Source organism: Anaerolineales bacterium (assembly GCA_016928575.1).
In the GTDB taxonomy this organism is placed as follows: Bacteria; Chloroflexota; Anaerolineae; order Anaerolineales; family RBG-16-64-43; genus JAFGKK01.
Genome location: JAFGKK010000047.1, coordinates 1 through 23,792 on the forward strand (window position 1 = coordinate 1; position 23,792 = coordinate 23,792).

The 23,792-nt window shown below is 63.2% G+C and carries 20 protein-coding genes; 18 read left to right on the forward strand and 2 right to left on the reverse strand.

All coding sequences use genetic code 11. The annotated features are described in order from the left end of the window. The first annotated feature begins 337 nt into the window (after positions 1-337). On the forward strand, positions 338-2,530 hold the full coding sequence (locus JW929_06195; protein MBN1438985.1) for a hypothetical protein: 2,193 nt from the start codon (positions 338-340) through the stop codon (positions 2,528-2,530). A 664-nt stretch (positions 2,531-3,194) separates the two neighbouring features. On the opposite strand, the gene JW929_06200 is transcribed toward JW929_06195, so the two are convergent. Both JW929_06200 and JW929_06205 read right to left on the reverse strand, forming a co-directional pair. After that, entirely contained in the window at positions 3,195-4,079 is an 885-nt protein-coding gene (locus JW929_06200; GenBank protein MBN1438986.1) for an IS110 family transposase, read from the reverse strand. Beyond that, positions 4,030-4,374, reverse strand: coding sequence for a hypothetical protein (locus tag JW929_06205; GenBank protein MBN1438987.1), 345 nt, complete (start codon positions 4,372-4,374; stop codon positions 4,030-4,032). The genes JW929_06200 and JW929_06205 overlap by 50 nt, the downstream gene beginning before the upstream one ends. Before the next feature lie 585 nt (positions 4,375-4,959). Here JW929_06205 and tsaE point away from each other — a divergent pair. The 17 genes from tsaE to JW929_06290 all read left to right on the forward strand — a co-directional run bounded on the left by tsaE (position 4,960) and on the right by JW929_06290 (position 23,764). Then, positions 4,960-5,451, forward strand: coding sequence for a tRNA (adenosine(37)-N6)-threonylcarbamoyltransferase complex ATPase subunit type 1 TsaE (gene tsaE, locus JW929_06210; protein MBN1438988.1), 492 nt, complete (start codon positions 4,960-4,962; stop codon positions 5,449-5,451). A 7-nt stretch (positions 5,452-5,458) separates the two neighbouring features. Continuing rightward, complete coding sequence (gene tsaB / locus JW929_06215) at positions 5,459-6,124, forward strand: tRNA (adenosine(37)-N6)-threonylcarbamoyltransferase complex dimerization subunit type 1 TsaB (GenBank protein MBN1438989.1); 666 nt, start codon at positions 5,459-5,461, stop codon at positions 6,122-6,124. Beyond that, entirely contained in the window at positions 6,118-6,672 is a 555-nt protein-coding gene (gene rimI, locus JW929_06220) for a ribosomal protein S18-alanine N-acetyltransferase (GenBank protein MBN1438990.1), read from the forward strand. The genes tsaB and rimI overlap by 7 nt, the downstream gene beginning before the upstream one ends. Then, positions 6,669-7,685, forward strand: coding sequence for a GDP-mannose 4,6-dehydratase (locus JW929_06225; GenBank protein MBN1438991.1), 1,017 nt, complete (start codon positions 6,669-6,671; stop codon positions 7,683-7,685). The genes rimI and JW929_06225 overlap by 4 nt, the downstream gene beginning before the upstream one ends. A 130-nt stretch (positions 7,686-7,815) precedes the next feature. Further along, positions 7,816-8,430 carry a uracil-DNA glycosylase gene (locus JW929_06230; protein ID MBN1438992.1) on the forward strand — a complete coding sequence of 205 codons (615 nt, stop codon included), beginning with the start codon at positions 7,816-7,818 and terminating at the stop codon, positions 8,428-8,430. Positions 8,431-8,555: 125 nt separating this feature from the next. After that, positions 8,556-10,613 carry a hypothetical protein gene (locus tag JW929_06235; GenBank protein MBN1438993.1) on the forward strand — a complete coding sequence of 686 codons (2,058 nt, stop codon included), beginning with the start codon at positions 8,556-8,558 and terminating at the stop codon, positions 10,611-10,613. A gap of 18 nt (positions 10,614-10,631) precedes the next feature. Next, a complete protein-coding gene (gene gmd, locus JW929_06240) occupies positions 10,632-11,645 on the forward strand; it encodes a GDP-mannose 4,6-dehydratase (protein ID MBN1438994.1) in 1,014 nt (337 codons plus the stop codon). An 8-nt stretch (positions 11,646-11,653) separates the two neighbouring features. Continuing rightward, positions 11,654-13,798, forward strand: a complete 2,145-nt coding sequence (locus JW929_06245; GenBank protein MBN1438995.1) for a hypothetical protein — start codon at positions 11,654-11,656, stop codon at positions 13,796-13,798. A 51-nt stretch (positions 13,799-13,849) separates the two neighbouring features. Then, complete coding sequence (locus tag JW929_06250; protein MBN1438996.1) at positions 13,850-14,803, forward strand: GDP-L-fucose synthase; 954 nt, start codon at positions 13,850-13,852, stop codon at positions 14,801-14,803. Beyond that, a complete protein-coding gene (locus JW929_06255; GenBank protein MBN1438997.1) occupies positions 14,803-15,645 on the forward strand; it encodes an ABC transporter permease in 843 nt (280 codons plus the stop codon). The genes JW929_06250 and JW929_06255 overlap by 1 nt, the downstream gene beginning before the upstream one ends. Then, positions 15,642-16,892 (forward strand): ATP-binding cassette domain-containing protein, encoded by a 1,251-nt coding sequence (locus JW929_06260; protein MBN1438998.1) that lies wholly within the window; start codon positions 15,642-15,644, stop codon positions 16,890-16,892. Before JW929_06255 ends, JW929_06260 begins: the two co-directional genes overlap by 4 nt. Positions 16,893-16,894: 2 nt before the next feature. Further along, complete coding sequence (locus tag JW929_06265; protein MBN1438999.1) at positions 16,895-17,959, forward strand: polysaccharide deacetylase family protein; 1,065 nt, start codon at positions 16,895-16,897, stop codon at positions 17,957-17,959. 4 nt (positions 17,960-17,963) lie between these two features. Next, positions 17,964-19,763 (forward strand): hypothetical protein, encoded by a 1,800-nt coding sequence (locus tag JW929_06270; GenBank protein ID MBN1439000.1) that lies wholly within the window; start codon positions 17,964-17,966, stop codon positions 19,761-19,763. Next, positions 19,760-20,608, forward strand: coding sequence for a class I SAM-dependent methyltransferase (locus JW929_06275; GenBank protein ID MBN1439001.1), 849 nt, complete (start codon positions 19,760-19,762; stop codon positions 20,606-20,608). The genes JW929_06270 and JW929_06275 overlap by 4 nt, the downstream gene beginning before the upstream one ends. Beyond that, positions 20,605-21,534, forward strand: coding sequence for a hypothetical protein (locus tag JW929_06280; protein MBN1439002.1), 930 nt, complete (start codon positions 20,605-20,607; stop codon positions 21,532-21,534). The genes JW929_06275 and JW929_06280 overlap by 4 nt, the downstream gene beginning before the upstream one ends. Beyond that, positions 21,531-22,889 carry a UDP-glucose/GDP-mannose dehydrogenase family protein gene (locus JW929_06285; protein MBN1439003.1) on the forward strand — a complete coding sequence of 453 codons (1,359 nt, stop codon included), beginning with the start codon at positions 21,531-21,533 and terminating at the stop codon, positions 22,887-22,889. The genes JW929_06280 and JW929_06285 overlap by 4 nt, the downstream gene beginning before the upstream one ends. Beyond that, a complete protein-coding gene (locus JW929_06290) occupies positions 22,886-23,764 on the forward strand; it encodes a hypothetical protein (GenBank protein MBN1439004.1) in 879 nt (292 codons plus the stop codon). Before JW929_06285 ends, JW929_06290 begins: the two co-directional genes overlap by 4 nt. Positions 23,765-23,792 lie beyond the last annotated feature (28 nt).

A 23,792-nucleotide genomic window follows, 5' to 3' on the forward strand; every position in this document is an offset into this window, starting at 1 on the left:
AGGGCGTTCCGGAATAGGCCAGACGCAAGGCGTCCAAAGCGCGTTGGCCGTTTTTGCGCGCCGTGGAAATGTATCCCCGAAGCTGGCTGAGTAAACGGCGAGCGCGAGAAGGGAAACGGGGACGGCGGGAAAGCGGCTGGAAAAGACGCAAAAACCCCGCGCCTTTTGGGTCCTTGGAGACGGAAGGTTTTTACCCCGGCCGATCCGATATGGGGAGAAAGGGAGGAGGCCTAAATGGGCTGGGTGGCGCGGATGGGTCCGGGTTAGAATATCCCGTCCTCGGACGGCATTCTCCTGGATCGTGCCCGCCGTCCGCGGCTCGGAGACGGCTGACGGCATGGACCCTCTGATCGATCCCGGCGCACTTCCCGTGACGACCCGACGCAACCTGAACGTTTACCTCGCTTCGATCGGCGTCCTCGCCGCGGCGGCGATTCCGGCGGCGTTGGTTTTCCTCGGAGGCGATTGGGTTAACCGGCGAAGCGTCATCACCGCCTACATCGGGACGGCCGCGACCCTCATCGCGCTATTCGCCCTGCTGACGGCGTTGGATGAGGTGCTGCACCGGAGGATTCCATGGGCTATCCGCGATCTTCCGGCGGCGTATGTCGCCCTGGTGGTGCCGTGGACCTGCCTGCTTGCCGGGCTGACGGCGGCGGACCGGTTGCCCTGGCAAGGGTATGCGGCGGCGGCCGCGGGGATCCACACGATGTTTCTGCTGATATGGATCTTCAACCGCACGCGGACCGCCGCGGCCGCAATTACAACCAAGTGGAATCCGAGGGTGATTTCGCTGCTCCCCCTTTTTTTCGGCGGGATCTTTTGGTGCCTGTTCGGCCGGTATTACCGGCTGTCCATCAGCGCAAGGTCCCTGGCGGTGCTGGCGGCGATGTGCGCCGGGATTGCGGCTCTCTTTCTGGCCGACGGCCGGAAAGAGGGCCGCCCGAAGGCCAAGACCCGCTGGTGGGTTTACGTACTGGTCGGACTTTTGCTGTTCGGATTGACTTACCAGCCCGAGATTCCTTTCGACCGCCATCATTCCAACCCGATTCTGGCGCCCGTGCATGACGTGATGCACGGCGGCACCCTTTTTGTCGACACGTTCTCCCAATACGGGGTCGGGATCGTCTATTTTCTCCTCGCGGCGTTCCGGATCCTCCGCCTGCCGGTTTCTTTCCCCGGACTTGGGCTCCTCCTCAACGCGCTGTACGTTCTTCAGTTTGGTTTGTTCTTTCTCCTGCTCCAGAAGGCGACCAAGAACCTGTCGCTCAGCCTGGCGGGCCTCGGGGCGATTCTGTATTTCACCTATCTCGCCGTCGCCTGGCCGACCATGCTGGCTGTTCCCGCGCAAGGACCCCTGCGGTACGGGTTGGCCTACCTGCTCCTGGCCGTGGGTTGGCTCACCCATTTCCGCGCATGGAAGGGATGGCGGCTTCTCGAGCTCATCCTGCTGGGCATGGCCGCGCTGTGGAGCCTGGAGGCGTTTGTGGTCTCGTTCTTTTCGCTGAATACGCTGCATGGAATTGCGGATATCCTCTATTCGGAATCCCGGAAGGAAGGCTGGGCTGTTTTCCGGAGAAGACTCTTGATGCAGTCGGGTGCGGCGGTTTTCAGCGCATCCCTCTGGTGGGCTGGGTCGACGGCATCCACCGGACGCATGCCCGATCCGGGGTATTTTTTCGGGATTTGGGATCACTTTCTTTCCGCACAGCGGTACTCCAACGACGCCGGCTTTTATTCCTTGTGGACCGGCGCGTTTACCGCCGTGTACCTAGGCACGATTCTGGCCGTCCTGTTCGCGGGCCGGACGCGGCCAAGCAGCCTGCCCAAAGAAACGGGCATCCTCTTGGCGGGGTTGTCGACGGCGGGATTGCTGGAACACCTCTACTTCTTCGTTTACGGCCTGGATTTTCACCTCGCCCTGGTGTGCACGCCGCTGCTTCTGGTAATCGTCCTGTGGCTCTCCGTCCTCCAACGGGATTCCTTTGTGCGGTTTTTTCCTCCGGCGGGACGGTGGAGCATTGGGATGGCCATCGCGGTGAGCGTGTGGATTTGCCTGATCCAGATCAACCCTTGGTTTTTTTCCGGCGTGCAAAACACCCTGATGCATAAAATCCTTCGGGAGTTGCCGGCGGGAAAGTCGATCACCTTCCGGAATCCGTACCAAACGCCGCCCGCGAACGAGACGGTTGCGGCCTTTGCGGATTTGGTCGGGAAATATGCGGCCGAGGATCGCTCCATCGCCCTGTTCGCCCACTACGACGATCAGGTGGAAATCCTTTTGCTGACCGAAAAGACTCACTTGCTGGAGATCACGGACCCGATCATGTGCTCCCTATCCCCGGGCTTTTCGGCCCACATACTCGATTTGGCGAGAAAGCACGCCGGCGAACCGGAGTACCTCTTCTACGATTCCGCCGAGGGGGCGCTGTTAACCCTTCAGAGGCAAGCGTTCGAGATTCTCCTGTCCGGTGCGGAGTATGCGGTGGTGGACAGGCGAAGTACGATCATGGTTTACCGCAAGGCATAACGGCGCCTTGGATTCCCTTCCTGGATCCTTTTCCGGCCCGGCAGCCGGCAAGCCTTGCCCCTGTGGATCCCCTCCAACTCGGCAATCGGCATCGCGGCGTGGAACAAGGCGAGAAGTTTGTGGAAATCCTATTCCCCGGATCGCTATCGCGAATCCGATTTGTACGCGCATGCGATTCGGATTTTGCACCTATTCCGCGGTTTCTTCCAGAGGGCTGGATCACCGCCCGGAAGGGTGCGTTTCCCTTTCCGTTGATTTTCCATAATTGCTTCTATGAGGGCGTTGGTGTCAAGCCCCAAAGGAAGAAAAGAAATTATTCCTCCCGATCTGCCGGAGTTTTGGCAGATGGACCGGCCTTCCTAGGATCCTTTCCGGACGTCCAGACACCCCATTCACATAACCGGAACGGCTACCGGCTTCCTTCCAAGTCGAGGCGATTATTCGCCATGGACCAACTTCCCTGGCCTGTCCGGCCAGGACAGGCTATCCGTGCTGACCGGTCTTGGCCAGGCACCATATACTTCCTTCGCCGTAAGGCGGTGCGTAAAGCCAATTTCAGGCAAACACCATCTCAGTCGTCGGTTCCTGTTCGGAAACCCAGCAATTACGCGGGCTGCCTGAAGTAACCTTCTCCGGATAATGAATGCCGGGGCGATAGGACACTTTAAATGGGATTTTGTTTTAGGATTGCCCCCGCGGGCATCACCCCCGTTTCCAAATAGCGACAAAACGCGATCAACAATTTGCGTGCCAACGCCACAATTCCGATCCGCCTCAAGCGCGCACTGCCTCTCCCGAATCGATCCGCATACCAACGGCTTAGTTGGCTCTTCGGCTGGTAGCGTAACCATCCCCAGGCGATCTCGATTGCCATGGAACGAACATCGGGGTTTCCGGACTTCCCAATCCCCTGTTCCTGGAATCGACCACCGCTTTGGTAGGGCATTGGGGTCAACCCGGCTATGGCTCCAAGTTCCCGCCGGTTTTGAAATTTCCTCCAGGCGAATAATTCCATCACGAACAACCAGGCACTGTTTGGCCCGATCCCCCTCAGGGATAACAACTGGCGGACCTGGTCCAGGGCTTCCCCTTGCCCTTCCCGGATGGCCTTCTCCCTTTCCGCGTTCAGCTCGTCTATCTGTTGTTCCAGAGCCCTGGTTCGTTGGTATTCACGCAATAACCGCTCCTGGAGTTTCGTCGGCAAGGGATTTCCATCCCACATCCGAACATCTCCAAGCCGGTCGGGGAATTTCGATCGCACACTCATTTTCACCCCCTGGCTGGCCAGCAATCCTTTGATCCGGTTGGTGTATTCCGTGTGGTCTTTCTTTAGCGCCGCCAATTCCCGATGCAATTGCCGGTCATCCTCCTCTGACAAGCTTGGAACGTGCAGGATATGCCAGACCTTGGTTTCTCCCTCGTGATACCGGATCAGCATCGTGAGCAGCTTATTGGCATCCATACGGTCAGTCTTCGCCCTTTTCGCCCGACGGTTCACTTCAATACTGGAGGAATCGACGATTTGGTTGTCGATTCCCCGGGATAGCAAGAATCGATGCAGCCAGCCCGTCCTGGCCGGAAATGCCGGGGAAGCCGTCGCGCCCGGCCTCGTAACAACTGCGGACCGGGGCGTCCGGCGGCAATCCAAACCGTTTTTTCGCCATGGAGATCTCCTCTTCCAAGGCGCCCAAATCCCTGGCATCGACTCGTCGTATCCGTGGCGGTTGACCAAGACCTACGCTAAATCCCAAAGTCCAGGTGTTCCAGCCCAGTTCAAATGCGAGATACCACGTCGGTGACGGATTTGCGCTATACTTTTGTGTGCGGGTTGTTGCAGTGCGCATCGCTTCCTCCTCTTGATGGGGATACCAGGAAGTTTGCACGCAACGGCCCGCAAGTTCAACTATGCCCCCTGTATAGTATCTCAGCCGGCGATCGCCATGCCGGCGCGACCGTAGCCGGCATCCAATAACTCCTCGGAAAATTCCGGACTTCAGCTTCGAGCACCCCCGCTTCCCCCGCTTCGCGAGGGCAGGCGCGAGGGCAGGCGCGAGGGCGGGAGCCGGGGTGACAACCAAAACCAATACCGCTGGTGTTGGTAAGGTGAGATTATTCCGTCGTGATTGACTGCCTGAGCGGCAATTATTTTTCGTGGTTCCTTCTCTGGGGCCGTTGGTGTCAATCCCCAAGGGAAGAGTTGTTTCCCTCATTTCTCTGCCCTGGAAATCATGGCGAAGGGACAAAATCTTCTTAGGATCCTCTGTGAGCGTCCAGACACCCCATTTTAAACCTGCGGCGTTTCCCTACCGCGGCGCCCTTCTTCGAGCCGGCCGTCCCAAAAAGATCCCGAATGCAGGATATCCCTCGGTCGAGGGGGAGATGGCGGTGGGCCGGATTGGTTGAGGGCCCGAATATCATATAATTGGGTTGTGCCCGTCCTGGACGCCAACACGGTCGATTTCGTCAGCAGCAGCCCGGCTCAGACCCAACGGGTCGGCGCGCGGATCGGGGAACTGCTCCGACCCGGCGACTTGGTATGTTTGCACGGGGACTTGGGCACCGGGAAGACCACCCTGGTGCAGGGGATGGCCCGCGGGTGGGGATCGGCCCGGGCGGCGCGCAGTCCGTCGTTCGTCCTGGTTCACGAATACAGGCGCGCCGACGGGATGACGCTGTATCACCTCGATGCCTTCCGCCTTAAGCGCGGCGAATGGCCGGGATTGGAGATCGACGCGGCGCTGGACCACGGGGCGCTGGTGATGGAATGGCCGGAGCGGGTGGCGGGGGCGCTGGAGCGGGACCGGGTCCAAGTGGAGCTGCAGTGGATCGATGAAACGCGAAGAAACCTCCGAATCGAAGGCAAGGGCGCGCGGCCGGAAGAAATCCTCCGAGACTTTCGGAAGCTGGCTTTCGGAAGCTGATTGGATTTTGGCGATCGACACCGCAACCGGATCGCTCTCCCTGGCGCTGTACGACGGACAGCGCGTGGTGTCGGAAGAATCCCATCCGGCGCAAATGCGGCACACCGTCGCGTTGGCGCCCGCCGTGGAGCAACTGCTGCGCCGGGCGGAGGTGTCCCCCGGGGAGATCCGGGCGGTGGGCGTGGCGCAGGGCCCCGGTTCCTATACGGCGCTGAGGATCGGGATGGCTTTTGCGCTGGGCTTCGCGATCCCGCGCAACCTGCCGGTGTATGGAATCCCCACCTTCGAAATTCTGGTCCGGGCCCAACCGGCGACCGAGAAGGAGCTGGTGGCGGTGATCGCCGCCGGACGCGGGCGGATCGCCTGGTGCGGATACCGGGCTTCGGCGGGAAAGTGGAAAGCCGCCGGGCAGCCGTGCGTCGGATCCTGGGAGGCTTTGGCCGCCGAGGCGCCGAAGCGGGCGCGGATCTGCGGCGATGTCGACCGCGCCGGAAGAGCGGCGCTGGCCAAACGGCGGGACCTGAAAATCGCGCCCGCCCACCGCAACCTGCGGCGGGCGGGGGTGTTGGCCGAGATCACCGCCGAGCACCGGCGGGATCCGGAAACCCGTCCGATGATGCTGCAGCCGATCTACCTGGATGCGGGAAATGCAGGGAAGGGGGAAGGGTGCTAGCGGACAAACGCAGCAAGCTCGCAGAAGCGGCGGGGGAATTCCTGGTCCGGCCGATGCGGCCGGAGGATATTCCGGCGGTGATGGACATCGACCGGGCCTCGTTCCCGAATCCCTGGCCGGAAAACACGTATTGGTACGAGCTGCAGAAGAATCCGTCGTCACGCCTGCTGGTCATCCAATCCCGCGAGCACAGCCCGGCAGCCGGGGCGGGAACGGGGCGGGTGGTCGGCGTGGCCGGCTACTGGCTGGTGATCGACGAGGCGCACATCTCCACCTTCGCCGTGCATCCGCAATGGCGGAACCGGGGGGTGGGAAAAGTTCTGCTGGCGGCGCTGTTGCGCCGGGCGGCCGAATCGGGGGCTCTGATCGCGATGTTGGAAGTCCGGGCGGGGAATGTGGCCGCCCAGTCTCTTTACCGCGGATTCGGGTTCCGGACGGTCGGCCGGCGGAAGGGATACTACAAGAACAACGGGGAAGACGCCGTGCTCATGACGGCGGACCGGTTGTACGCCGCCGTGGAATTCCCGTTGCAGGAGGATATGGCATGAAGATTCTCGTAACCGGGGGCGCCGGTTTCATCGGCACGCATTTGACGAAGCACTTCGCCGACCGCGGCGACGATTTGGCGGTCTTCGACAACCTTTCCCGCCGCGGAAGCGTGCCGAACCTGATCTGGCTGCAGAAAAACGTCCCCGGATTGGAATTCCTCCACGGGGACGTGCGCGACGCCGCCGCCCTGGAACGCGCCGCGCAAGGACGCGAAGCGATCTTCCATCTGGCCGCCCAGGTGGCGGTGACCACTTCGGTGGCGAATCCGCGCGACGATTTCAAGATCAACGCCCTCGGGACCTTTAACGTCCTCGAGGCCGCGCGGCTTTCGGGCAAGAATCCGATCGTCATTTACAGCTCCACCAACAAGGTTTACGGCGGCATGGAAGCGGCCAAAGTGGCGGAGGATCCGGACCGCTATCGGCTGGCGGACCTGCCGCAGGGCGTGGCCGAGGATTGGCCGCTCGATTTCCATTCACCCTACGGATGCTCCAAGGGGGCGGGCGACCAGTACGTTCGCGATTACGCGCGAATCTACGGCCTGCCGACGGTGGTATTCCGTCAATCGGCGATTTTCGGAGAACGGCAGTTCGGGATCGAGGACCAGGGCTGGCTGGCGCATTTCGTCATCTGCGCCGCCCTCGGCCGGCCGATCACCATCTACGGCGACGGCAAACAGGTCCGCGACATGCTTTACATCGGGGATCTGGTGCGCGCGTTTGAACGCGCGGTGGAGCGGATCGACGCCGTCCGCGGCCGCGTGTTCAACATCGGCGGCGGCCCCGCCTTCACGCTCACCGTCTGGTCCGAAGCGGGACCGATGCTGGAAACGCTGTGCGGACGGAAGCTGGATGTGCGCTACGGGCCATGGCGGCCGGGGGACCAGCGGGTGTACATCAGCGACATCCGTAAAGCGGAGCGGGAACTCGGGTGGAAACCCGAAGTGGCGCCGAAGGAAGGGTTGGCGCGCCTGTGGCATTGGGCACAGGAAAACAAGGAGCAATTGGCTTGATTTTTAGAATCTCGCCGCAAAGGCCGCCCTCGGTCTGGGCGGGCCGGGGGGCGTAAAAGGACGCAAAGAACGAAAAGATAACTTTGCGATCTTCGAGGCTTGGCGGTGAGAAATATTTTGGAGGTTATGGATGACGGCAGCGGAAGCTTTGGCGCAGATCGCCAAGGAAGTCTCGGCCTGCACGGCATGCAGCCTGCATTCCTCGCGCAAGAACGCGGTGCCGGGCGAGGGGCCGGCCGATGCGGAGCTCCTGTTCATCGGCGAGGGGCCCGGTTTCCATGAAAACGAGCAGGGGCGTCCGTTCGTCGGAGCGGCCGGAAAATTCCTGGAGCAGCTGCTAGCCGGCATTAATCTGCGCCGCGAGCAGGTGTTCATTTGCAACGTCATTAAGTGCCGTCCGCCCGGCAACCGCGATCCCCAGCCGGACGAGATCGAAGCCTGCCGCCCCTACCTGGACCGCCAGATCGCCGCGATCCAGCCGAGGGTGATCGTCACGCTCGGCCGCTTTTCGATGGCCCGCTACTTCGGGGCTTCCAAGATCAGCTCCGTTCACGGGCAGGTCAGGCAGGTCGACGGCCGCCTGGTGGTGGCGATGTTCCATCCCGCCGCGGCCCTGCATCAGCCGGCGCTGCGGCAATCGATCGAAGAAGATTTCGGCAAGCTTCCGGCGTTGATCGAGCAGGCGCGCAAGCAGACGCCGGCCGCGTCGCCTCCGCCGGAAGCGACGCAATTGACGATGTTCTAAGGCGGAAAGGAATACTCCGCGACCATCGATGATCGAAAAGTGCAGAGCGATGGTCGATCGTCGATGGTCGACGGTCAACCTCGGCGTTTCGTCGGATAAGGTCTGAGTGCTTGGGAGGCGGCTTGATGGGGATTGTATTTCTCGAATGGATCGGAGTGCTGCTGGCTTACTGGATTCCCGGCGCCGCGCTGGCGAGTCTTTTCGAATGGCGCGGGCTCGGGCGCTTTGCGCGGTGGACTGCGCCGTTCGCGCTGTCGATCGCGGCAACGCCCGTACTGCTGGTCCTTCCCACCCTGTTCGGCCCCTATAAGCCGAGCCTCGGGATTTTGGCGGCCTTTTCCGCGGTCCTCTTCCTGGCCGGGGGAATCCTCGCCCGGGCGGGGAAGCGGCCCGTCCTGGAAATCCGTTCGCGGTCTGCCGAACCGCCGTCGCCGCGCGAAACGGCGTTCGAAGCGGCGTTCGTCCTGTTGGTCACGGGGCTGGCCGCCCTTCCCCGCATCCACATGATTCTCAACGGAGGGGAAATCAGCACCGCCGTCACAACCGACACCTACTGGCACATCGCCGAGACGACCGCGATCGCCCGCGGCGGAATCCCCCCGAGGCATTACCTCTTTCCGGATGTTCCGCTGATCTATTACTACTGGTCGTGGATCTATCCGGCGGTGCTGGCCGGACTGCCGGCCCTCGGGCGGTCGATCCTGCGGCTGCTGAACGTGCATGCGGCGCTGAACCTGCTGGTGTTTCTTTCGGCGCTGCTGGCCTTTCTGCGGATGAACCTGCGCTCGCCGAAGGCCCGATGGTTCGCGCTGATTTTCCTCACGCTGGCGGGCGGGTTCGATTTCTTCACCGGACCGAGCCTGCTTTCGCACGAATGGTGGCAAAGCTATTCTCCGGCGCTGGTCTCGAAGGTTCAGATCCCGGCCCTGCTAACCAATTTCGTCACCGAACCCCAGCATGTTGCCGGGGCGACGGCCTTTGTGTTCCTGCTGATCCTTTGGCGGAACGTACGCGGCCGCCTGCTTGTCCGCGGAATACTGGCCGTGATTGCGGCCGCCTTCATGTTCGGCACCAGCGCGTTCGTTTTCCTCTCGGCGGTCGTGGGCGGGATCGTGTGGGCGGTCCTCCACCGCCGGGCGCTGCGGAAGGGGCGCGGGCTCCTCGGCGTGCTCGGTTTGGCAGCCTTCTTCCTGGTCTTGACCGGTTCTCAGATCGCACTTTCCCTCGGCCAAACCGGAACCGTGCGCTGGGGGGAGTTCCGGGCGGTCATCCTGGAAGCGGCGACGGGCACCGCCTACGTCCGAAGCGTCGTCATCGACCAAGCCCTCACATTGCTGGCGTTTCCGCTGGTGGCGGGAGTGGTTCTGCTGATCGAAATCGGCTTGCCGTTCGCGCTGTATGGCGCGTGGTTTTTCCGGCAGTTGGGGAAAAGGCCTGCGCCCTGGCGGAGTTTTCTGGCGTGGTATCCGGCCGTCTACGTTCCGATCGCCTTTCTGCTGCAGCACACGAATTTCGCGCTGCGCGGGATGATCCCGGCGCAGATCGCGATCGTCCTGGGGGCGGCGCAGGCGCTGGAGGCGGCCGGGCGATTCCCGTGGCGGCGGATCCAGCGCGCGGCGCTGGGCTACGGCTTGGCCCTGCTGGCGGTCGCGCAGATCTTCTCCGCCGCGGTGGAATGGTGGGGCTTCGCGCGCAGGGCGGCGGCCGAGGTCATGAGATTCGAGAACGGTTTCCTGGCCCTGCCCATCCCCGTCGATTACGCCTTCGCCGACGGCGACACGCACCTGATCCCGCCGATGAAAGGCTTGCCGCCGCAACTCGCTTACCTCTATTGGGCCAACGAAAACCTGCCCGCCGACGCGCTGGTGGTGGAGATCGGGATGCCGGAGGATTCGAACCGGATTCACCTGCTGGAACGGATGCGGTTCGTGGATCCGGCCGAACTCGGGCATGTCCTGCACGCGGTGCGCGACCTCAACATTGTCAACCCGCAAACCCTGGCCGACTGGTGGGAATCGCTGGGTGACGGAACGGTGTGGGAGAAAGCCCTGCGGAGCGAGTACGTCCTGCAAAACCGCGTCCCGGTCTACGTCCTGGTGCACGGGGCGGAGTTGGCGGAGTTGGGGGAACCGGTCTACCGGGACGAGTATGCGACGATATACCGGCTGTCCGACGGACAGTAGAAAAACGGAGAGGACAACGTGGCGCCGAAAAAGGCATTTCTCACCGGCATCACCGGACAGGATGGATCTTACCTCGCGGAATTCCTGATCCACAAAGGGTACGAAGTGCACGGCCTGATCCGCCGCGCCAGCACCTTCAACACCGACCGGATCGATTATCTGTACCAGGATCCGCACGTCCGCGGCGTGAAGCTCTTCCTGCACTACGGGGATCTGTCGGATTCGACCAACCTGACGAAACTCCTGCATCAGATCAAGCCGGACGAGGTCTACAACCTGGCCGCGCAAAGCCACGTGAAGGTGAGTTTCGACATGCCGGAGTACACCGGCGACATCACCGGAATCGGCGCGGTCCGCCTGCTGGATGCGATCCACGAGATCGGACTCCCGTGCCGGTTCTACCAAGCCTCCTCGAGCGAGATGTACGGGAAGGTCCAGGAGATTCCCCAGAAGGAAACCACCCCCTTCCACCCGCGCAGTCCGTACGCCTGCGCCAAGGTGTACGCCTTCTGGGCCACCGTCAACTACCGCGAGGCGTATGGCATGTTCGCCTGCAACGGAATTCTGTTCAACCACGAAAGCCCGCGGCGCGGGGAGACCTTTGTCACCAAAAAGATCACCCGGGCGGTCGCCTACATCGAAGCCGGCCTTCAGAAAAAGCTGTTTCTGGGGAATTTGGATTCCAGCCGCGATTGGGGGTACGCCCCGGAATACGTCGAGGCAATGTGGCGGATGCTGCAGCAGGACGCGCCGGACGACTTCGTAATCGCCACCGGGGAAACCCATACCGTGCGGGAATTCCTCGACGAAGCGTTCCACTGCGCCGGACTGGATCCGAAGCAGCACGTCGAGACCGATCCGCGCTACTTCCGCCCCAGCGAAGTGGATTACCTGATCGGGAATTCCGCCAAGGCGAAGAAGGCATTCGGCTGGGCGCCGAAGACGACCTTCAAGGACCTGGTGCGGATCATGGTCGACGCCGACCGCGAAACCCTCCGCCGCAAGATGGCGGGCGGCAAGGAGGCGGCGTAATAACCATCATGCTGCAGGAGATACTTCTCAGCCTGGGATTTCTTGCCGTTCTCTGCGTTCCTTCCACCAACCTGCAGTTCTTTGACGGTCTTCCCTTAAGCAACCTGCCGGAATTCTCGGCGTTGGCGTTGGCGGTTGCTTTTTTCTTGTTCCCGGAACTTCGCGGCATCCGGGCGGATTTTTGGGGCCGATGGAATATCCGTCCGCAGCTACGGTGGATTTTTCTCGCGTTTCTGATCGTCTTCAAGACGGCGTTGTTCGCCTCCGGAGAAAAATCCGGGTTTGCGGCTTGTTACCGGTCACCGGCCGAGCCGACGACCGTCACCCACGAATCCCTTCCCTTCCGGCAATGCGAGCCGTCCTACGAAAACCTCTTCGACCGTTTTTCCGCCACCCGTCTGGATAAGGCCATTTGGTTCGGGGAGGAAGGGTGGAATTTGACCTTTCTCAACACAAACCGCTATGACTACCTCGAATGGGAGCCGGGAAATATCCTTCGGTCCAGGATACCGATCGCGGCATCCTGGAGCGGGTATCCGGACCTTGCGCCTGGGGAAGCTATCCGCGTGGACTATGTGGGCGAGGGGGAAATTGTCTGGGGCGACGTCCGCGTGTTGCTGCCGCCGTCCTACGCCGGATTGGGCACAGTGGAGGTCGAACCGCCTCAATCCGAATCGCTTTTGCAAATCGAGTACGTGTTTGACGACGGATCACGCAGCGGGCAGGACCCGGAGAGTTGGGGGCCGCGCGCAACGGTGAAGGTCTCGGCGGCGGGCGAACCGGGAGTCCCCCTTTCCGCCCGTGATGCGCGAGCGGGATGGCGTTTCCTCGGCCTGCTCGCGGACGGGGGGATTCTCCTCTGGATGCTTTCGGGCCTTCTTGCGGTATGGGTGTCGGTGCGGGCAGACCGTATGGTGCTCGCCGTATTTACCGCCGGATTGGCCCTCCTTTCCTGGATTCCTTTACCGGTGCTTCTCGCCGAGACGGCCATCGCGCTTGCCTTGACAGGGATGGTCATCGTCCATGTGGCGGTCCGCCCTTTCCGTCCACCTTCCGTGTTTTTCTGCGTACTCGCAGCGGCCTTCGCCGTCCTCGTCGCATGGTCCTCCGGTTTTGGGCAGGTTCTCCTGCGGTCCGCCGGGAATGATCCCCTCCAATATGAATCGCAAGCTTTTTCCATTTTGGCCACGGGAAGCTTGCGGGCCGGAGAATCGGTCTTTTATTTTCAACCGATGTACCGGTATGTGCGGTTCCTTGAGCATCTCTTCTTCGGGGATGCCAATACCTTTTCGTCCATTCCCCCGCTGGCGGCCTATTGGGGGGCGGGCGCCTGGCTTTTCCACACGACTCGCCGCTTTGCCTTACCAAAATGGAAAAAGGGGGTTTTGCTCGCGGTGATGACCTCCATCTTTCTTTTGGGGGGGATGTATGTCTCCGGCGCCGTCCGGGCGGGGCTGTCGGAGTATCCGACTTGGATTCTCTTGATGGTTGCCCTGCCATGGATGTTGACCGGACCGGTGGGGATCCGCACGGTTTTGGGGTGCCTGGCCATAGCGCTTTCCGCATCGATCCGGGTCAACCAACTGCCAGCGGTGTTATGGTTGTTGGCGGTCTCGGCGGTCCGCATCGGATGGCGCAGATGGAGGCTTCTCACGGCCGCCCTTGTGGGTGCCTCAGCGGTTGGATCGCTTCCACTTCTTCACAACCTGATATTCGGACGCACCTTTGTCCCCTTCACCTGGGATTCCACCTCCTCCGTCTTTCTTGCATTGCCTCCCGCCGCATGGCTTTCCTTTTTCCGGGGAGATCCGGAAGCGGCGTCGGCGGTCGCCGCACAGATGAAAGCGATCTTCCTCCTTGATTGGGTTCCGATGGCACAGAGGCCGATGCTCGCCGCCATGGCCGTACTGCTTGCGTGCTGGCTGATCGCATCCGGGCACTCGCTCCTGCGGCGGGCTTGGAGGGAGTGGACAGTCCTGGTCTTGCCATGCGTCTTTCTGGCGCCGCACCTTTTTTATAATGTCACGGGTTATTATCCGAAATATATTTTTATCGCGTACCTTTGCATGGGAATCGCTTTGCCGGTGGTATGGATGCGCGCGGCTGGAGAGGCGAACGCCAAGGCTTCGGATTCCCGGCCGGGATTGGAGTAGAATCGGTCTGGGAATGAGGAAAATCCTTACCCGGTTTTTCGGAGATGAAACATGGAATGGGATAAAACGCGGTTTCTGGTCACCGGCGGAGCCGGCTTCCTGGGCTCGTTCGTCATGGAGCAGTTGCGGGCGAAGGGAGCGGTCAACATTTTCGCGCCGACTATCAACGAAGTCGACCTTACCGATACGCAGTCGGTCCGGCGGCTGATGGGCGAAGTCAAGCCCGAAGTGATCATCCATCTTGCGGCGCGGGTGGCCGGGATCGGCGCGAACCAAAAGTACCCCGCGGAATTCTTCTATGAAAACATGATGATGGGGACCAATATCATCCACGAGGCTTGGAAGGCGGGGGCGAAGAAGGTCGTGGCGATCGGGACGGTCTGTTCCTACCCCAAAGAGCCGAAAACGATTCCTTTCAAGGAAGATGAAATCTGGGATGGATATCCGGAGGAGACCAACGCGGCCTACGGGCTCTCCAAGAAGATGCTGATCGTCCAGGCCCAGGCCTACCGGCAGCAATACGGCTTCAACACGGTGGTGCTTCTGCCGGTGAATCTCTATGGCCCGCGCGACAATTTCAACCTCGAAACCTCGCACGTCATCCCGGCCTTCATTATCAAGTGCCTGGCGGCGAAGGAATCCGGATCGCCGGAGGTGGTGATGTGGGGCGACGGCAGCCCGACCCGGGAGTTCCTCTACATCGAGGATGCGGCTCGTGGGATCCTGATGGCCGTGGAGCGGTACGACGATTCCCTCCCGGCGAACCTGGGATCCGGCCAGGAGATTCGGATAAAGGATCTGGTGAATAAATTGGCCGGGATTCTGGAGTACACCGGAAAGATCACCTGGGATACCAGCAAGCCGAATGGACAGCCGCGCCGCTTGCTGGATGTCACGCGGGCGAAGGAAAAATTCGGCTTCTCCGCGGAGATATCCTTCGACGAGGGACTGCGCCGGACGGTCGACTGGTACCTCTCCGCACGGGCCGCGCGCAAGGGCGGATGATGGACGAATCGCGTCCGCGGAACCTGGCCGTCACCCGCATCCGCGCCCGCACCGGCTGGGAAGCGCTCAACCTGCGCGAGATGTGGGGCCGGCGGGAACTGCTTTGGTTCCTGGCCTTAAGGGACATCCGCGTCCGCTACAAGCAGACCATTTTAGGGGTCGGTTGGGCGGTTCTCCAGCCGTTCATGCAGATGGTGGTGTTTTCGGTGATCTTCGGGGAGTTCCTTAAAGTTCCCACCGACAACGACATCGCCTATACGCCGTTTTCCTCCGCCGCCACGGTGCCCTGGTCGCTGTTCTCCGCCGTGCTCGGGAGCACCGCCACCAGCCTGACCGCCAACGCGGGAATCCTCAGCAAGGTGTATTTTCCGCGCCTGTTGATCCCTTTGGCCGGCGCGGGCGCCCGCCTGGTGGATTTCACCGTGGCCTTCGTCATCCTTTTGGGTTTGATACTGGCCTTCGGCTTCGGCCTGACGGCCAAGCTCCTGCTGATCCCGGCTTTTCTCCTGCTTCTGTTGGTGACCGCGCTCGGGTTCGGCTTGTGGCTCGGCGCGATCAACGTGTATATCCGCGATATCCAAATGCTGGTTCCGTTCCTGGTGTCGCTGTGGCAGTACGCCTCCCCGGTCATCTACTCCAGCCAATCGATCCCGGAAAGCTGGCGGAACGTCTACGCGCTCAACCCGATGGCGGGCGTGCTGGCCGGCTTCCGCTGGTGTCTGTTGGGGACGACTCCGCCGGGTCCGGAAATCTGGGTTTCCTCGGGCGTGGCGCTGGCGGTGTTCCTCAGCGGGGTGATGATGTTCCTGCGCGTCCAGCGCACCATGGTGGACATCCTGTGACCGAAACCCCGATCGCCATTGCGATGCACGGGCTGGGAAAACGCTACCGCATCGGCTCGTATCTGCCGACGGGCGGAACGCTGCGCGGATGGATCGGGGACCGCCTGAGCGCGGGGCCGCGCAAGGCGCAGGCCTCCCCCGAAGGGCGGAAGTATATCTGGGCGATCAAGGACCTCACCCTGGATATCCCGGTCGGCTCGGTGATCGGAATCGTCGGCCGCAACGGGGTGGGCAAGAGCACGCTGTTGAAGATCCTCTCGCGCATCACCGATCCGACGGAGGGGACCGCCGAGCTGTACGGCAAGGTCGCCGCCCTGCTTGAAGTGGGGACCGGATTCCACGGGGAGCTGACCGGCCGGGAAAACATCTACCTCAACGGGGCGATTACCGGACTGACGCGCGCCGAGGTGGACCGCCGCTTCGACGAAATCGTCGCCTTTTCCGAACTGGAGGAGTTCCTCGACACGCCGGTCAAGCGCTACTCGAGCGGGATGTACGTCCGGCTGGGGTTCGCCGTCGCCGCGCACCTCGACCCGGACATCCTCCTGGTCGACGAAGTGCTGGCGGTGGGCGACCTTTCCTTCCAGCGCCGCTGCCTGAACCGAATGAACGACGTGGCCCAGACCGGCCGCACGGTGATATTCGTCAGCCACCAGATGACCGCCATCCGCCGGCTGTGCACCCAGACGATTTGGATGGAAGCCGGACGGATCAGGGCTTTCGGGCCGACCGGAGAAGTGGTGGCGCGCTACGAAAGCGAGTCGCTTGGATCGGGAGGGTCCGGCGTCGATGCGCGCGAGGCGGCGGCTTACAGGGCGCGGTATCTCTCCTGGTCCCGCGAAGGCGCGGCCGAAGGGGAAGCCCACGCCGTCGCCGAGCTGGGCCCGGTGGATTTCCGGCTGGTCCTCGACGTGCGCGAGTCGGTCGCGGCCGGCTACGGGGGCATCGAGATTTTCGATCACGAGGGAAGGCTGATCTGGTCCGGCGCCTCGTACGACGGGGGGCGGGGCGATTTGGCTCTGGAGCCGGGGCGGCATGCGCTGGTCTACTCCCTGCCGATGCTGCCGCTGAAGCCCGGGGTCTACAAACTGCATGCCTCGTTCTATGAGCGGGAGGGCCGCCGCCTGCTCGACGACTGGTGGGCAAATCCGGAATTGATCGTCACCCTTCCGCCCTCTTCGCATCCGCAGGATGAATGGCAGGGGATCCTCAACCTGCCGTGCGGCCTCCGCATCGAACGGGCCTAGCCATGCGCGTGCGGGCTTGGATTCGAAGCGCGCGTCCGCTTCTGCGGACGGCCCGGATGGCCTTCCGGCCGCGAGGAGTGATCCTGCTCTACCACCGGATCGCCGCGCCGCCGATCGATCCGCTGCGGTTATGCGTCTCCCCGGGGCGTTTCGAATCGCATTTGGAAATCCTGCGCCGGGAATATCGGCCGCTGGGCCTGGCGGAATTGGCCGCCGCCGCGGCGAAGGGAGAATTGCCGGACCGCACCGTGGCCCTGACATTCGACGACGGGTACGCCGACAACCGGCAGGCGGCCGCGCCGCTTCTGAAACGGCATGGACTGCAGGCGACGGTCTTCGTCGCCGGCGCCTCCCTGGAGGGGACGCCGTTTTTCTATGACGAGTTGGAGGAGATCCTGCTGCTGGCGCCGAGACTCCCGCGGCGCCTGCGGGTCGCCTTCGCAGGCGGGATGCGGGAATGGGATTTGGGGAATTGGGCCCGCCTTCCCAAAGCGCCCGACGGCGGTTATTGGAATTGGAACGTCGAAAGCCCGCAGGATCCCACGCCGCGCCACCGGTGCTACCGTGAGTGGTTCGATCTTTTGCGCGGTGCGACGCCGGAACAGCGTCGCGGCGCGCTGGCGGCCCTGCGCAAGGCAGCCGGTTCGCCGCCGGCGGGCGCGCGGCGCGGAATGACCAAAGCGGAGATCCGCAAGGCGGCCGCCGAAGGGACGCTCGAATTCGGCGCCCACACCCGCAACCATCCGGCGCTGAACCGCCTGACGGTGGACGCCCAGCGCGAGGAGATTCTCTCCGGGAAGCGAATGGTGGAATCCGCCGCCGGAGAGCCCGCGCGCAGTTTCGCCTATCCGTACGGAAGTCCGTGGGACGTCAGCGGCGAGACCGTGCGGCTGGCGCGCGAAGCGGGATTTGAACTGGCGTGCGCGAACACTCCGGCGCCGGTCGATTCGGAAAGCGATCCGTTCTGGCTGCCGCGCTGCCTGGTGCGGGATTGGGACGGAGCCGAGTTCGCCCGGCGGATGCGGGCTTTCTTCCGGCCCCAGGCGGAGATCCCACCCCAAGGGTGATGCGATGCGGCGGATCGCGGCGGGATGGGATCGGCTTTTGCAGGACCTTCCCCGAACGGCGGCGGCCGCCGTCTGCGCGGCGGTGTTCCTCGCGGTTCTGGCGTACGCCTTCGGATCCGACATCCGCGAACCGGCCTGCAACCGCCTGCAGGATGATTCCTATTATTATCTCCAGCCGGCGTGGAATTTTTCGCGCGGCGGGGTGTTCACCTTCGACGGCGAGAACCCGACCTACGGCTTCCAACCATTGTGGATGATCGTCCTGGCCGCGCTCGCCCGCCTTTCCCCGGACAAGCTTTTCTTCCTGCGGGCCGCGGTGGCGCTGGGCGGATTGTTTTTCTGCCTGACCGGCTGGATGCTGTTCCTCCTGGCCCGCCAATGGCTGAAGGGCTGGCCAGCGGTCCTTGCGCCGCTACTGTGGACCGCGAACTTTTCCCTACTGGGCGCGTTCATTACCGGAAAGGAAAACGCACTCTTCGCCTTCCTGCTGGTTTTCGCCTGCCACCGGATCCTGCGGATCGCGGAGCGGCCGCCGCGCGTCGCATGGCGGGAGGGGATCGTTCTCGGATTGTTGGTATTAAGCCGGATCAACGCACTCATCCCCGCGCTTATACTCTTGGCGGTGGCGTGGTGGCAGGGAGCCGGAACCGGCCGCGAGCGCTTTCGAAGGATGCTCTCGGCCGGGGCGGCAATGGGAGCGGTCCTCGCCGTCTGGTGCCTGTACGCGCAACTCTCCTTCGGGGCGGTGTTCCCCAACAGCGGGACCGCCAAGCTGTTTGGCGCTCGCGCGGCGCTGGCGCTGTTCTTAGAAAGCCGGATTCCCTGGATCCCTCCGGCTTGGATCGAAACGATCGTTCCGCAGGCGGAACGGATCCTCCTCGAGCGGCCGGACTTGCTGATCCTGCCAACGAAGGAAGCCGCGCTCTCCTATCTGACTGGCCTGCTTCCGGATCTGGCCTTCGGATCCTGGACCGGCATTTTTCCGTTTCTCGGGCGGATGGATTACCGGATCAAGGTCCTGGCGTTGGCGGCGCTCGGGATCGGAGCGGCGGCGTGGGTTTTGCTAAAATTGCGCTCTCCAAGCCGGGCGGCGGGAGCCGTCGTCGGGGTGCTCCTGCTATCCGCGGCGGCGAATTTCCTGGCCAATTGGCTGTTGATGCCGGAATACCTGCTGTGGGGGATCTGGTACGCCGTGCCGGAGACGCTGGCGATGATCGTGGGGGCGGTGTGCCTGGCGGGTTGGCCTTACGAAGGGATTGCCGGTGCCAAAGGCTCCGGCGCAAAATATGTCCGGGCGGCGTACGCCACCGCCGCCGCGCTGTTGATGGCGGCCGGCCTGATCCGGGTTTGGTCGGACCTTCTGCCGCGCGAATACTCCGCCGCCCCGGACGGTTCCCAGCAGGCGGCCTACGACGCGGCCGGCTGGATGAACGCGAATCTTCCGCCGGGGACGAGGGTCGGTTCTTTCAGCGCCGGGCTGATCGGGTATTTCGGCGAGACTTACCGGGTGATCAACCTCGACGGGCTGGCCAACACCCCGCAGTTCGCCGCGAAGGAGTTGGTCGGACACCTTTTATTCGTGCGCGGCCTGGCGGACATCGATCCGTTGCGGGAATATCTGGCGCGGGAGAAGATTTTCTTCCTCGCGAATTTCGACACGGCGGAAAGGATCGCGGCCGGGGATTACCTCGGGCTGGTCGGCGCCGGAGACGGCGTGCTGCTCTACCGGGGGGAGAAGGCGATCCTTTGGGGCCCGGGGGAACCGGAGCGGCGGATGATCGTGGTGCGCATAGGAGAGGAATGAAACAGGAAGAGCTCTTTCGAGAAAAGAACATCTCCCAGGTGCGCGCGTATTGGAACGCGCGGCCGTGCAACATCCGCCATTCCCCGCGCGAGGCGGGAACGCGGGGATATTTCGAAGAGGTCGAGGCCCGCAAATACCTGGTCGAACCGCACATCCCCGGCTTTGCGGAGTTCCCGCGCTGGGCCGGTAAGCGCGTGCTGGAGATCGGCTGCGGGATCGGGACCGACACGATCAACTTCGCGCGCGCCGGCGCCGCCGTGACCGCGGTCGATCTTTCCGAAAGGTCGCTGGAACTGGCGCGGCGCCGGGCGGAGGTTTTCGGGCTGGCGGACAAAATCACCTTCCGGACCGCCGACGCCGAACGGCTGGCGGAATCGATCCGGCCCGAGCCGTACGACCTGGTCTACTCCTTCGGCGTGATCCACCACACCCCGCATCCGGAGCGCGTGATCGGGCAGATCCGCGATCATTTCGTCCGCCCGGAAAGCGAACTCAAGCTCATGGTGTATCACCGGAAATCCTGGAAGGTGCTGTGGATCCTGCTGGCGGAAGGCAAAGGCGCCTTCTGGAAGCTCGACGAGCTGGTGGCGCGGAATTCCGAAGCCCAAACGGGCTGTCCGGTGACCTACACCTACACCCCGGCCGGGGCGCGGGCGCTGCTGCGCGGGTTCCGGGTGGAGTCGATGTTCGTCGACCACATCTTTCCGTACCGGATCGCGGATTATGTGAACTACCGCTATGTTAAGAATTGGTACTTCCGGATCCTGCCCCCGGCCGTGTTCCGCCTGCTGGAGCGGCGATTCGGGTGGCATCTGTGCCTCACCGCCCGGTTGGAGAATCCATGATCACGCTGTTCGCCGTCCCCAAGGCGATGGAGGGGGAATTCGCCCTGCTGCAGGAAAACGCCGTCGGCTCCTGGATCCGGCTCGGCTCGGCGGCGGAGATTCTGCTCTTCGGGGGCGAACGCGGGGTGGATTCCTTCGCCCGCCGGACGGGCATCGACCATATCGCCGACGTGGCGCGGACCGAATTCGGCACACCGCGGGTCGACGACCTCTTCCGCCGCGCGGAAACCGTTGCGGCGAGGCCGCTGCTCGGATACATCAACGCCGACATCATCCTCGGGGGCGACTTCGTGGATGCGGTGCGGACCCTGTCGGCGGTGGAGGGCCCGTTCCTGGCCGTCGGCCGGCGCTGGGACCTGGATGTGAAAGAGGCAATCGATTATTCCGATCCGGCCTGGGAGGAAAAGCTCCGGCGCCGGGTGGAGCGGCAGGGATCCCTGCACGCCGAAACCGGGATCGATTATTTCATCTTCCGGCCCGGGCTGTGGAAGGCGATCCCCCCCTTCGCCATCGGGCGGACGATGTGGGACAACTGGCTGATCCTCGAAGCCCGCCGGCGCCGCGCCCCGGTGATCGACGCGACCCGGGGCATCTGGGCGGTCCATCAAAATCACGGGTACAATCACCACCCGCAGGGGGCGGAAGGGGTGTGGAAGGGGCCGGAGGCGGAGCGCAACGAGCAGTTGGCCGGAGGCTCCTTCCGGTTGTTCAACGTACTTGATGCGACCCACCGCCTGGCCGGCGGCCGGATCGCGAAGATCGACGATCCGGAACACCGCAAGCGCGAACGCTTCATGCTGCCGGCGATTTCCCGGAGGGCGCGCTGGGCGGAGTCCGCGGAGCGGCGGATCGCCCGAATTCCGGCTTGGGTGCGGAGAAGGCTTGCGGCAATCCTGGCCAGGAAAAACGATAAGGAGAACGCATGAAGTCCGTGCAACATGTCCCGGAAAAGGTGGCCGTGATCGGGCTGGGGAAACTGGGATCCCCGATGGCGGCGGCCGTCGCCGCCCGCGGCGTCGCCGTCGTCGGGGCGGATCTGGATTCTACGAAGGTGGAGAAAATCAACCGCGGCGAGCCGCCGGTCAACGAAACCGACCTGGCCGAGTACCTCCGCCGCGGGAAGGAACGGCTCTCCGCGACGACCGATCTGGAAGCCGCCGCCGCGGAATCCGAAATCGTGTTCATCATCGTCCCGACCCCGAGCGAGCCGAAGGGGGGATTCTCGATCCGCCATGTGCTCTCGGCCTGCGAATCGATCGGCGGCGGATTGAAAAAGCGGGAGGATTTTCCGGTCGTGGTCGTCACCGCCACGGTGATGCCGGGATCCACCGGCGGCCCGATCCGCGAATGCCTGGAAAAACATTCCGGCAGGAAGGCCGGGAAGGATTTCGGGCTGTGCTACAGCCCGGAGTTCATCGCCTTGGGCAGCGTTATCCGGGATTTTCTCAACCCGGATTTTATCCTCTGCGGCGAATCGGATCCGCGTTCGGGGGAGATCCTGGATGCTTTCTACCAAAAGGTTTGCGAGAACGGGCCGCACGTCGCCCATATGAACTTCGCCAACGCCGAGCTTTCCAAATTGGCCGTCAACACTTACGTCACCACCAAGATCACCTACGCCAACATGCTGGCCCGCATTTGCGAGCGCCTGCCGGGCGGCGACGTGGACACGGTGACCGCGGCCATCGCCCGCGACACGCGGATCGGGATCAAATACCTCAAGGGCGCGAACGGCTACGGCGGCCCCTGTTTCCCGCGCGACAACAAGGCGATGGCCGCCTTGGCGCGCGGGTTGGGACTGCAGGCGGCGTTGGCCGAGACCACCGACGCCCAGAACCGGGCCGAAGTGAGGCGCCTGGCGGACCTGGTGAAGCGCTACATCCAACCCGGCGCGAAGGTCGGGATCCTCGGCCTTTCCTACAAGCCGGACACGGACGTGATCGAGGAAAGCCAGGGAGTGCTGCTGGCGCAGCAGCTGCTCGAAGAGGACTTGGAAATGCTGGTCTACGACCCGATGGCGATGGACGCGGCGCGGGTGGTGTTGGGCGACCGGCCCCGATATTGCGGAAGCGCCGAGGACTGCGTCCGGCAATCGGACGTCGTCGTCATCACCATCCCATGGAAGGAATTTTCGGGGATCCCGGAGGGCGCGTTTTCCGGGAAGCGAACCGTGCTGATCGACTGTTGGAGAATCGCACCGACCGCCTGGCGCGCCAAGACGGAGTACGTGCCCGTGGGCGTGAACCTTCCCGGGGAGCAGGAAGCCCCGCGGCCGACATGATCACCCTGTTCACCTCGACCAAGCCGTTTCAGGACGCGGTGGCCGTCACGCAGCGCAACACCATCGCCTGCTGGCGGCGGCTGCGGCCCGCTTGCGAGGTTCTGCTGATCGGCGAGGAAAAGGGGAGCGCGGAGGCCGCCCGGGAGTTCGGCGCGCGGCTGATCCCGGATGTGGAACGGAGCGAATTCGGCACCCCGCTGCTCCGCTCGATGTTTTCGGTGGCGGAAGCCAACGCGCGTTTCCCGGTCCTGCTCTACGCCAATGCGGACATCCTTTTCACCGGCCGCTTGATCCGGGCGGCGCAGGCGCTGGCGTCGTGGCCCCGGCCTTACATGCTGTTCGGCCGGCGGTGGGACACCGACCTGCGCGAACCGTTCGATTTTTCCGGCCCGGATTGGGAAACCCGGCTCGAGGCGCATGCCCGCGCGCACGGAAAGCCGGCGATAAAATCGGCGCTGGATTATTTCATGTTCCCCAAAGGGGCTTGGGGCGGGGAGGCGGGGCTGGCGGAGTTCCCTCCGATCGTGATCGGGCGGCCGGCCTGGGACAACTGGATCGTTTTCTGGTGTCTGGCGCGCCGGATGGACGCGGTCAACGGCTCGGATTTTATCCTGGCGGTACACCAGAATCACGATTACGGCCACCACGCCGGCGGACAACGGGGAGTGTATGCGGGCGAGGAAGCCAAACGCAATTTCGCCCTCGCCAGCTACGAACGGTACCTCTACGGAACTCCGGACGCCACCCATCGCGTCCGCCCGGATGGAAGAATCGTCCGTGCCTACTCGGCGGACATCCTCCGCCGCCGGATCCGGACCTTCCCCGACCTGATGCGGGTGTGGGTCCTCGGGCGGAAACGGTGGAAGCCCGGCTGAGCCCGGAAACCCCGATAGGAAGGGTCGA